Genomic DNA, 13,190 nt, shown 5'->3' on the forward strand with positions numbered 1-13,190 from the left:
AGTGGTTAACCTGCGGATTTTTTGTGTTTTTAAAAATAACTATTGAAGAGTTACACTTTTTGATTGATGCTTAACAGTAACGTATTCTTTTTCAGAAAATACAGTACATTTTCTTTAAAAAACCTGCCTATGGGAATTCTGGCTTCTCCTACCTCTATTTCATCGGATTTATAAGAAGAAATAGCAGTTGTATTGACTGCATAGCTTTTATGTGTTCTAAGTAAATCGATGTTGATTTTCTCCTTTATAAAATTTGTTAAAGATATACGCATCAGTCTTTTGCCAAATGCAAAATGCAGTTCTGTGTACTTTCCGTTCGCTTTTGCATACAGAAGCTGTTGCAGATTTAAGCGTTCGTACTTAGTACCTGTTTTTAAAAATAAATCGTCTTGGAATTCAGGATTAGGTATTTTCATAGCCGATTCTATAATTGAAAAAAGTGTCTTTAATGTGTAGGGTTTAATCAGATAAGCAATCGGGTTATACAATTCCAGTTTTTTGGTAGCACTTTCGGGAAGCTTATCGAGAATTAAAATGGATAACAATGCCGGTTTCTTATTTTGTATATAATCCAGTATTTCTATAATATCTGTAAAATCATTGGAACCGACTCCGATGATTACCAGATCCGGTGCTTTTCGTACTATGCTTTGTATACCTTTAGTCGGGTCTGTTACAACGTCTACCGTTTCATAATCGCTGTTAAGAAGTTGTTGGTGAAGAATAAGCGCATTTTTGATAATCGGATCTATTATTAATATTCTCATTGGTAAAGAGCTTTAAGCCTCTGTAATGTCAGATACAGTTTAATATTGATTTCTATAAAGAAATGCACGACATGAAAATGTAATAATCATGAATTTTAGTTACTACCAAGCCATAACTTAATGTTAAAATGCTTGATAAGTCAATAATGATGAGAAATGTCATCGATACAAGCATAAAGAGACCAAATTATTTCTATTAGTCTCTTTATGTTGAAGTAATATCTGATTATTTGATTGCAAATTTGTAAACAGTTATTACGTTATCAGACTTGACTACGTGTAGATAATAAATACCCTTTGATAATGATTGAGTCGATAATTGTTGAACGGAATTACTGTATTCAACCGGAACATTTATGTTCTGACCTACAGAATTGCTTACCGATATGTGTTTGATGTGGCTGCCTTTAACATAAAGTACGTTGCCTTCCATCGGGTTAGGGTACATTTGAATATCGCTGAAAATAGTTGCCTTTACGGAGATTGTATTGCTGTATGTATAGCTTCCTTCGTTGTCTAAAATTTTAAGGCGATATTGGTTTAAGTCTTCTAACGGACTTTCATCAATAAATTCATAAGTTCCCTTTTCATTGCCATTTACATATCCGATCTTGTTATAAACCTTGCCATCGGCACTTCTCTCGATTTCAAAGCCTTTATTTCCCGTGTTATTAACAGCTATCCAGCTCAATATTATATTGTCATTGTCTGCCTTTCCGTCGAAAGAAACAAGATTGACATCCAGAGGAGTATTATTGATAACCACTGTATAATTAAATGTGCCTACCGGAACATTATTTGCCACATCGTTTACCGTAACCGTTAACGGAAAGCTGCCGGAAAAAGTGGGCATACCTGAAAGCATACCTGTAGTTGCATTCAGTGTTACACCAGGGGGCAAAGTAGATGATGTAGTATAATTGTACACCGGAGTCAATGGAAGTACGTTAGGCGATTGCGGAGTAATTGCTACAGAACCGTTATATATCACACCGACATTTCCATTACCTGGTGTGCCATTGGTGAAAGCTACAATATGTGCAGTGATTTGTTTGCGGCCGGAACTTTCCGAGCATCCATTTCTTGTAGTGCCGGCAAAATAGTTCAGCACCGTACCTCCTTGCGCTACTGTGGTATTGATGGTTGTACTCGCAATCAGATTGCCGCCTGTTAAGGCATCATAATAACTTATTACATCTCCTGTTCCGATTGCAGACGCACTCAAAGTGAAGCTGTTACCGGCATAAGTGTAAATATCTTTCTGTGAATTTGTTAGAGCAACACCGGCATTAAGACGCGTCACTTCATAGACCCTTATGCTTTGGAAGGCACCCGCTACACCACCTAACTGCAGCTCTACTCTGTCGAATACCGCTGTTGGTACTGCAACCAAACTCATCATATTGTTTGAAGCGTTCAGTAAATTTAAAGTGAGTAAAGAAGGATTATTTGTAATAGTTTGTACAGGCGCGCCATTACTTCCGTTATAGAAATTAAGCGTTAACCCGGCAAGGGCACTTAAATTTAATAGAGCAGAACTTGCATCCTGTACAACTAATTTAACCGTGTCGCCAATTTTAGAAGGAGTATTAAACATTGTTGTATGATACACCTGGCTTAATACCTGAGCGCCTGTATTCAGAGTCGTATAAGTAGCCATAGAATTGTCAATGGCGTTTCTTGGGTTAACTACACCACCGGTAGCATTGGCAATTCCACCAACAACGGTACCTGCCCTGACACCGTTAAGAAGATCAATAGGACTACTGCAAACTATCGAACCGGGAGCCGTTGTTTTAATGTAAGCATCATAAATATCAATACCTGCGGCAACGGAAGCCAGGCCAGTTATAGAAACCCTTATTCCCTGATAAGCGCTTGATGGTGTAATGGTAAATTCCTGAGAGCCTGCGCCTGAGAGCAAACCTACAAGAGAACTTCCGGAATAGGTTGGGCCGACACTGGTATATACCCAGGCACCTAAACCATTCTTATGAAGATCTGTAACTGCCTGAATCTCAAGATTACCTAATGCTGATACCAGACCTGCCGGTAAACTGAATTTTACCGTTATCGGAGTATTAGCCGCAATTGCTGTGGCATAACTCGTGGTAGCCGCAGGATTCGGGTTGAAATCAAGTATCTGAGTCCTGGTAGCAGCCACGCCAATCCCGATGGTGAGATTGGAAGAGGTAAATGGATCGTTGTCAATCGCATTATCAAGTGTTGATGTTGAACCAAGTATATCTATACCGGTTAAAGTGTTTCCTTGTCTGGTTGCGTAAGACCTGACGGTTGGTGTTTGGCTAAAAGCAATGTTTGCTGACAAAAGCGCTGCCAAAAGTGAAGCAGAACTTACAGCTTTCTTTAAATAAAATTTTGGTTTCATAATTTTTGTTGTTTGGTTATATATTAGATAAATTTTTAATATTTTAAATAAAATTAATTCCGATATCATGTTTTCAGCATGAATCCGTTTAATTTAAATAGTTGAGATTTTTATTCTATCAGCACCGAAACACGAATGATTCTGTAATCGAAAAGCTCATACTCCATATTTTTTGATATCCGATTAAAGGTTAGAGATGAGTTATAGGAAAAATTAATGCAACGCAGTTTGTTAAATTTTATATAGCTGACTTTTCGATTTGTTTAAATGACTTTATTTGATAAATAATAATTAGAATGATGTTAAATTGTAAATTAATTTAATTTATTTTATAAAATTAGATGATTCATTTCAATTTGATTTATAACGAACATGTTTTTGTCTTTAAGCAACAATTATATGTCCATGAACGACATATCAACATATATCTCGACACTAATTTTAATTTAAAAGTATTTAACAATATTTTATTTTATTATTATTTTATTATATAAAATAAATACTTTTAAATTTACGCTTCTCTAAACCTTTAGCAATATTTATCAATGTTTTTAACGATAGTATATTTACTAATAATGTTTAATAAATTGATATTTAGGAATAATAAAATAATGGTTTATCACTTATTAAGTGAAAATATTACCCAAATGGTCTACGCTGTTTGAAATAGAATTGCCGGAGGATGGCTCAGTTATTATATAATGTAATAAGCAGGTAGCCAATATTTGCTCTTCGGAAGGGTAGAGCTGATTTATACCGCATGATAGTTTAGCTTAGTGGATATAAGTCAATTGAGCACAAAAACGACTAAAACAGACAAACAAAAAGAGCTTTTCATTTGAAAAGCTCTTTTTGTTTCTTCAAAATAAATTGAATCAATCCTGAACGTGTGAGATTTAATAGCGATGTGTTTTTCAACCCATCGCTAATTTATTTTTATTTTTTTCTTCTGATTTGCATCGTTACGCGATGTTCCTTTCCATCATCTTTCAGTCTTATACTTTCTCCTGTTCCTTTTTCATTATCCATTTCCCATTGGGAAACTGCTTGATTTTTATTATTTATAATAGTTATAAAATAATGGGCATTGCCATATCTGTATTGAATTTCTACTGATGGCCATTCATCCGGGAAACACGGATTGAACTTCAATTCATCTGCTTCTCGCTCAAGCCCCAGTAAGGAATTTAGTATAAACTGATACATCCAGCCTGCAGAGCCTGTATACCATGTCCAGCCGCCTCTTCCTTTGTGCGATTCATTGGCATACACATCCGCAGCCATTACATAAGGTTCTACTTTGTATATATCTTTTGCCGCAGCATCGAGACTATGGTTTATCGGTTGGATCATATTAAAGAGATCGTAAGTTTTATTACAATCTCCTGATTTTGCAAATGCCATTAACGCCCAGATTGCAGCATGGCTGTATTGCCCGCCATTTTCACGTACCCCGGGAACATACCCTTTTATATAGCCCGGATTAAGAGCGGATTTATCAAATGCAGGTTCCAGTAATTTTATCAGTTTCAGGTCTCTGTCAACAAGATATTTATCCAATGATGCCATTGCTTTCTCTTTTCTTGTTTCTTCTCCTGCCTCAGAGATCACAGACCAGCTTTGGGCAATTGCATCTATACGGCACTCATCATTTTTACTCGTACCTAATGCCGTTCCATTATCAAACCATGCCCTTAAATACCATTCTCCGTCCCATGCATTTGCTTCTATATTGGATTGTAAGGTTTTCGCCTGCTGCTTGCAGGTAGCGGCAAATTCAACATCCCCAAAGCCCGTAGCAATTTCTTCAAAATGTGTCAGGACATCGTAAAAGAAAAATGCAAGCCATACACTTTCGCCTTTGCCATGATGGCCTACCTGATCCATTCCGTCATTCCAGTCGCCTGAACCGATAAGCGGTAACCCATGTTCACCAAACTGAAGACTATGTTTAATGCTTCTCACGCAATGGTTATAGATAGTATCCTGCTGGCTGCTTATTTTCGGCAAATCATATAAAGAATCCTCGCCTGGATGCAATTTTCGGCTTTCAAGGAAACCGGCCATCGAATTCAGGATTTCCTTATCTCCCGTAGCTTTAATATATCTGGCTGTAACAAATGGCAACCACAATAAATCATCAGAACATCTGGTGCGTACACCCCTGCCTTCAGGCGGATGCCACCAATGTTGTACGTCGCCTTCTTCAAACTGACGCGAAGCGCTGAGTAATATCTGTTCTTTGGCTATCGACGGTGCTGTATGTAAAATAGCCAGTACATCCTGTAGCTGATCTCTGAAACCGAAAGCGCCGCCCGATTGATAAAAACCGCTTCTTGCGTAAATTCTACATGCAATAGTCTGGTATAAAAGCCAACCGTTGGCAAGTGTATTCAAACCTTTATCCGGTGTTGATACTTTAACACTCCCGATGATTTCATCCCAATGAGCTTTCACATCGTTTAACGATTGTGAAACAGATTCCGTCGTTTTGAATTTCTGGATATAATCTTTGGCAATTGTAATATCGGCTGCACTGCCCAAAACGAAAATAATTTCCCGCTCTTCGCCATTAATTAAATCAAAGCGGGATTGCAAAGCTGCGCAGGTATCTTTGCCTGCGCCAAACCTGCCCGAAAGCTTCTTCTGATAAAGCGCTTTGGGATTTTTTAATGTTCCGTTCCTGCCTATAAATTCTGCTCTGTCAGTTGTGAAGCTGACATCAACGCCATTTGCGCTAAAGAAGCTGACCTGCTCTGCAAATGCACTGTTATACCTGTTACGGAATATCAAGCCTCCTGTTGCAGTATCATATTCGGAAAGGATGTGCATATTTGTTTTGGAACGGACATCTCCCAATATCATTTCCATAAAGCCTGTGAGTGTTATTTTCCTTTCTCTGCCTGAATAATTCCTGATTTTAAGTGTAATAAATTTTAGAGGTAAATCCTTATCTACAAATACAGACATTTCCGAAGCAAGCCCCTGCTCGCTGTGTTCAAACGTGCTATATCCGAAACCATGCGTAGTAATATAAGTACTTGCACCTTTTATAGGGAATGGTGCAGGCGACCAAAAAACGCCTGTAACCTCGTCTCTGATATAAAATGCTTCACCACCTACATCGCTTACCGAGTCATTGTTCCAGGGTGTAAGCCTGTACTCATGCGCATTTACAGCCCAGGTATAAGCTGATGCCGTTTCTGAAATCACCGTTCCGAAAACGGGATTTGCTATTACATTTACCCATGGTGCAGGCGTGGTACTGTTATTCTGTGTAATGATTTTATAGGATTTGCCATCGGGTGCAAAACCACCACTACCATTAAAAAACAAAAGATCTGTTGGTATCGGTAATGTATGCTCCTGATGCCCGAAAGTAAAAGCCTGTTTTTCTAATAAAGGAGGTAAAGCCTTTTCGGTTTTGACACGGTTTACCTGTTCTGCCAATGTTCCTTTATTGTCTGAAATAATTACCCTTGCAACACTTTCAAAAAGAATGCGGTCTTCGTGTGAAATCTGATCGGTGGATTTAACGAAAATAGCGCCCGGCTTACTGTACGAAGTATGGATACCCATTTCAGTATTAATCATACCGGTAATTTCGTCCTGTAATAATTGCCTGTACGAACCATGATCCTCATTCCATATTACCAGGTCAACAGCAAGCCCTTTCAATCTCCAGTAAGCATGTGCCTGTATCATTTGCCTTACCAGCTCTATGTTTTCAGGATCGTGGATATGCAACAATATAATAGGTAAATCTCCCGAAACGGAATGGCTCCATAAACCTGATTGCCCCCTGAAATTACTTTTGATGATGTTAGGATCCGTACGTAATGCAGGATTGGCAAATACGACAGAAGTTGCCAGACGGTTGAATAATTGAACATCAGTTTCAGATGCGTTCAACTGACGTAACAATACCTGATTGTGTGTCCACGAAAGCTCTAAGGCTCTTCTCCTCATATGCTGATCTTTGTACTTATGCATGATGGCTCTGCAGGATTCCTTATTGTCGCTGACTCCATAGACCATATCTATAACTGCGGATTGATTAGGCTTAATTGTAAATCGATGTCTTATTGCAAGAATAGGATCCAATACTGCGCCTTCTTTTCCGGAAAGCTCACTTATATGCATTGCTTTTGGATCGGCCAGGGTATTACATCTTCCTATAAATTCCAGGCGGTCTGTTTCGTAAGAAACAGTTTCGACGGTAACTCCTTGTACGTCCATCAAATGAAACATCCAGGGCGGCGTTTCTCCTTCCGAGCGCGGGCGGCGGGTACATACGATAGATTTATGCTGAGGGTTGATTTCTGTCTGCACAAATAAATTGCTGAATGCCTGATGAGATTCATCTGCTGCTTGCGGCGCTATTACAACTTCCGCATAACTTGTCACTTCCAATGTTCTTGCGGCATTACCTTTATTGGTAATCCTTACTCTTCTCATCTCAATATCATCCTCAGGCGATATAACAATCTCCGTTTTCGTTACAAAGCCATAATCATTTCTCATGAATTCAACATGGCCCTGCGAAAAAACAGCTTCATAGTTTTTAGGCATTGACAAAGTCGGCTGATAGGTATTTGACCAGAACACATCTCTTTCCACATCTTTGATATAACAGAATACGCCATAACCATCCACCGTTCCGTCTTCGCGCCAACGCGTAAGCGACAGATCTTTCCAACGGCTATAGCCCCCGCCCGAATTACTTACCATCACCTGATAACGGCCGTTGCTCAGTAATTGTATTTCAGGTACAGGTGTGTTGGGTGTTGCAATTCTCCGGATGGGTACTGCAGGTGTGCTTGTATTCTTTTGAATAAGCTCTGCTGTATGCGCATAGAAAACAGTTGCTCTCGGAACCTTTTCCTGTAACAATAATAAAGTGGCCTGAAATCTTGGCTCCATAGTGAAACGTTGCTGCATCGGTTTGTTAAGCAACAAATAAGCCAATGACAAAAATCCCATGCCCTGATGATGCACCATGAAGGATTTAATAATTTCAAATCTTTTGTCGCGTGGCAAACGATAAGGCGTGAAGTCTATTGCTTCATAAAAGCCATAGGCGCCTTCATAACCTTCGCGTGACATTAACTGAAGATTGGAGCATGCACGTTCGGGCGATATCATCAACGCCATCATAGATGCATAAGGTGCAATGACCAAATCTTCTTCCAGTCCTCTTTTCAGCCCAAGTCCCGGAACACCAAACGCTCTGTACTGGTAATTTAAGGCCGTATCAAATGCATTGTAGGCTGATTCTGAAATACCCCACGGTACACTTCTGATAGCAGCATAATCCATCTGTCTTTTTACGGTTGCTTTATTTGTTTTGTTTAATAAAGTGTTTTCGTAAGAAGGCATTACCAATTGCGGCATAAGATACTCAAACATGGAGCCACTCCATGAAAGCAGGATAGAATCATTGCCAACATTTGTCAATAAACGTCCTAATGCAAACCAGCTTTCCTGCGGTAGTTTTCCTTGCGCTATGCCGGCAAATATGCCAAGCCTTACTTCCGATGCCAGCAAGTCATAAAAGCTGTCATCACCACGTTGTTCATCTACATTGAAGCCAATCCTTAATAAGTTTGTGGATTTGTCAAATATGAAATCATAATCCACAGTAGAGAACTTTTCACATTGCTCCGTCAGTTTGGAAATTTGAATGCAGGTTTCCTTCGCATGAATTTTAGCTTGTATCAATAATTCACTTAGAATCTGTAGATTATTTTTATCGTCCTGACTGGTTTCATAAGCCTGATAAACTTCTATCTGCTTCATGCTTAACGCAACCAATGAGTCGATATCTCCATAGTTTGGAATAATATCAAGAGATGATAAGTCAGGAAATTTCTCTTGAAGAGGCAACATTTCCAACCAGGGAAGTACTTGCTTTAAATCAGTATAAGCATTTTTGATTTGCATCTTCAAACGGCCTGCCCATGCTTGTGCTACTTCATTCTGGTCTCCCTTCTCGCTTTCCAACTCATCTGCGAGGTTAATTAATAAGGTGAATTGTTTTTTAATAGCGCTCAAAGAAACAAGAGGTTCTTTAAGTTTTGATGCTGCAATTATCTTATCAACGATTTCTTTATGATTTTTTTTGAAATAATCTTTTACAATTCTTGCACAGACATTAATCCCGTCGAATATAGTATTAGAGAATGCCGGTTTTTCAGGCATAACATTAATACCCTGTTTTAACGTAAGCAAATGCCCGATGAGGTTTCCACTATCTACCGTAGAAATATATCTTGGAGATAAGGGCATCCTGGTTAAGGTATCATACCAATTATAAAAGTGTCCTTTATGCCTTTCCAGCTTTGACATGGAGTCCATCGTATTCTTACATCTTGTAATGAATGCTTCTCCCGAAATGTAACCAAAGTCATAAGCACTGAGATTGGCAAGCAAAGCAAGTCCTATATTAGTTGGAGAAGTGCGATGCGCAATTACTTCTACAGGTTCTTCCTGATAATTATCGGGCGGTAGCCAATTGTCTGTTTCGGTTACAAATGTTTCAAAATATGCCCATGTCTTGCGTGCGGTTTTATGCAGAAATAAATATTGTGCATCATTCAATCCCGGATCTTTCTCTGTTTCAGGCAGGCTGATGGTCCATATAATGGCAGGTGCAAAAAGCCAGAGCAATAATATGGGTGCGGCTACAATGAGAGCAGCAGGATTCAGCCAAAGAATTAAATAAGTGCCGGCAACCGAAGAGAAAGGAATGAACCACATTTCGATATAAGCGTTGAATATATTGACATGCCTGCTTGAGGAGAAAGCAGATGGGGTCCATTGCAATAACTTACGTTTGCTTATTGCCATTCGCCAGTTAGTGCGGATAATTGCATCCATATATATCCAGGCTTCATAAGGAAGCACCGTAATACCGAATATAAACCGCAGCAAAATATCCCTTACTGAAAGTGTTACTTCAGACAGATGCGCTTTCAGCTTTATGTCTTTTGGCTTATGCAGTAATTGCCAGCCCGCACCTACCATAACAGGTAAAGTCAGTATAAGCGTAATAGTCAAAGTCCAGAACCATGCATGTGGCAACACAGTCCAGCCCAATAACAATAATATAAATAAAGAAGCAGGCAATAAACTGCGGCGCAGATTATCCATTATCTTCCATCGTGACAAAAGAGAAAGCTTATTTGTTGTAAGTTTCCCGTTTTCTTTTGTTACAAACGGCAACATCCAGGCGCCAATCTGCCAATCGCCTCTTATCCATCTGTGGTGCCTTTTAATATCGACGGAATATTCTGTAGGATTTTCTTCATACAAAAGAACATCGCTTAATAGTCCTGAACGTACATAACAGCCTTCCAGTAAGTCATGACTTAAAATTCTGTTCTCCTGAAAAGCTCCGTGGACGGCTTTTTCAAAAATATCAACATCATAAATACCTTTACCAATGAAAGAGCCTTCATTGAATAAATCCTGATAAACATCAGAAGAAGCTCTTGTATAAGGATCAATGCCGATATCATTGCCCTGCATCTGAAGGTATAATGAACTTGGTCCTTGTGGTATAGCAGAAGCAACACGTGGCTGCATAATTCCATACCCTTCTGTTACCCGGTGAAGTTTAGGGCTATATACCGCATGGTTTAACGGGTGTGCCATTGTTGCAATAAGCTTCCATGCTGCTTCCCGTGGAAATTGTGTATCTGAGTCAAGTGTTATAACGTATTTGATACGCTCCAACATTTCCTGTTGGCCGATGATTGATATAAATTCATTTTGCCCCCTGCCTCTCAATAAAGCATTCAATGCTGCAAGCTTGCCCCTTTTACGTTCATATCCCATCCATTTGCCTTCTTTTGCATTCCATTTACGGGGCCTGTGAAAAAGGAAAAAAGTATCTTGTTCTTCAGGGTTGTATTTCTGATTTAACGCTTCAATCTGGTTTTGTGCAAAAAGTAGTAGCTCTTCATCTTCCGGCATATTTTCCTGTAATGCATCATTATAATCTGTGAGAAGACCGTAATGTAAATGTTGCTCGGGATTTGCCAGGTAACGTATTTCCAGGTCCTCCACCAATTGCGTTATGTAATCCATGCTGTTCAGCATAGTTGGAATAATAATCAGTGTCCTGTATTCAGCCGGGATATTTTTTGAATAATCCATCCTTGGCAAAAGCTGTGGCATCACAACGATGGTGCTTAGCCAGTTAACCAGCGAAACAGCTAATTGCGCTGCTCCCGAAAGAAAAAGAAGAATTAATATAATGGTAAGCCTGATATCCGGAATGCCGTTCTGAAATCCTAAAAACCACATACAGCCTGTGATGAACAAAGAGAAAAACAGGATTGACATCAGGTAAATCCTGATTGGTTTCTTTGCAAAGAAACGTTTGAATTTTCTCCATGCGGAAAGCTTCATAGAACAGGCGAGTTCCGTTTGCCTGCGTCCTTTATCCACAAGAAAATAGCCTACATGCGCACATCTTGAAGTTTCATCTGCCTGCATGGATGAAAGATATAATGCTTTTTCTGCTACCTGTGTTTCCGTTAAAGTGCTATGCTTGGCAATATGTTCAACTACGTGCCTGTATCTGTCTCTTGTCGCAAAATCCATTAAAGGATAAATACCGGTCTGATCTTTTCTTAAAGTTTGTTCTACACTGCTGAGCGTTTCTACAAATTCAGACCAGTTATTAGAACCGATGAATCTTAATGTGCCGATACAATTTCTTACTGAAACCTGGTCGGCAGCTTGCTTCTGGCTCTCCTGAATAACGAGGTCATTGCTGCTCAGGCCCAAAGCGGTCAGTTGATCTTCCATCCAGCTGAGAGGCAATGCCAATGCGGGACCATGACCTTGTAATTTTCTGGTAAAGCCGGCAACAAAAGGACTGGCCAATTCGGGTTTGGAGCGTGCCATGTCTGCGATTACAACAATCAGATCAGCCGGAGCATTCTTAACGGTATCCATCATTTTGTCTGCCCAGTACTCCGCCAAATCATTGTCGATCATGTCAAGGGCTATCTTTGAACATACCCTTCTCAGGTTTTCAATAACAGCCAGACGTAGCATGATAGGTATAGCCCATAATTCTCCGAGTGTCAGGATAGTTTCAGATTGATAGGCGGCTATAAAACTGCTGAGGTTACGGAGATCGACGCGTCCGTCACTGTGCGCAATGATTTCCAAAACGATATCATAAACGCGTGGCATTCCTGCAGAATGGCCATTTGAAAGATGTGGAAGGCCTTCGCTATATCCTTTAGGTAAATGTTTGCGTGCAAGTATGACCTGTTCTTCAATAAGATAAAAATTATCCAATAACCATTCCGCCGCCGGAGTGATGGTCTTGCCTGTACGAATGCTTTCAACAAGTATGTTTCTTACTTCTATCAGCTTACGTTCATTCTCTTCCAGTCTTTTTATCAGTGAATCGGAAACTTTATGCTGCATGAGCTTATGCGATGCTGCAATCAGTTTCCCGTGACGTTCTAATTGACCGGAGCTGTACAACTCTGCCCTGAAAGGTTCCTGCGTTCCGTCTTCGTTTGTCTTATAGAAATATTGAAAACCCTTGCGTAAGCCCGAAAGAATTTCCGTTACCGTTCCTGCATTTGGCTTATAACTCATATCGTATATAGAACCGCTTTATGTGTTGATTGTGAATGCTAATTCATTCAATAACACATAATTGTCCTATTTGTTTTAGAACCGGTTAAACATCAATCATTGTAATATAATCTTCGGCAATTAACATAATATTACAGTTCGTATAACGATACATTTACATTTATGTCTTACATTTGATTCTATTTATTAATAGAATTTAAAATTAATTCTGATCGATTTGTTTTGTAAGTAATTATTAAACCGAATCATTCATGAAATGTTTCAAATCAAATTTTAAATGCTTTTTTAAACAAAAGAATCATTTAAACCTGTTAAGAGTTATCCCGTGATTAGCCCCGAATTTGCTCACTTACCTGATCTTACAGCATAGGAATCCAATCTTGAATCTGATAAAGAATTACTAATGT

3 protein-coding genes are annotated in these 13,190 nt (G+C 39.2%); all 3 read right to left on the reverse strand.

Annotated features, from left to right (window positions below):
• Nucleotides 1-50: 50 nt before the first annotated feature.
• Entirely contained in the window at nucleotides 51-767 is a 717-nt protein-coding gene (locus tag F0919_RS10920; protein ID WP_150032774.1) for a LytR/AlgR family response regulator transcription factor, read from the reverse strand.
• Between the two features lie 226 nt (nucleotides 768-993).
• Nucleotides 994-3,156: an Ig-like domain-containing protein gene (locus tag F0919_RS10925; protein ID WP_190277353.1), complete on the reverse strand. Its 2,163-nt coding sequence runs from the start codon at nucleotides 3,154-3,156 to the stop codon at nucleotides 994-996.
• Between the two features lie 936 nt (nucleotides 3,157-4,092).
• Nucleotides 4,093-12,783 carry a GH36-type glycosyl hydrolase domain-containing protein gene (locus tag F0919_RS10930; RefSeq protein WP_150032776.1) on the reverse strand — a complete coding sequence of 2,897 codons (8,691 nt, stop codon included), beginning with the start codon at nucleotides 12,781-12,783 and terminating at the stop codon, nucleotides 4,093-4,095.
• Between the last annotated feature and the right edge of the window lie 407 nt (nucleotides 12,784-13,190).

The sequence above is a fragment of the Taibaiella lutea genome (assembly GCF_008629695.1).
GTDB classification, from domain to species: domain Bacteria; phylum Bacteroidota; class Bacteroidia; order Chitinophagales; family Chitinophagaceae; genus Taibaiella; species Taibaiella lutea.

Excerpts from the sequence above, each read along its gene's own strand:
- F0919_RS10920 (WP_150032774.1), bottom strand. The coding sequence starts at position 767 with ATGAGAATATTAATAATAGATCCGATTATCAAAAATGCGCTTATTCTT.
- F0919_RS10925 (WP_190277353.1), bottom strand. The coding sequence starts at position 3,156 with ATGAAACCAAAATTTTATTTAAAGAAAGCTGTAAGTTCTGCTTCACTT.
- F0919_RS10930 (WP_150032776.1), bottom strand. The coding sequence starts at position 12,783 with ATGAGTTATAAGCCAAATGCAGGAACGGTAACGGAAATTCTTTCGGGC.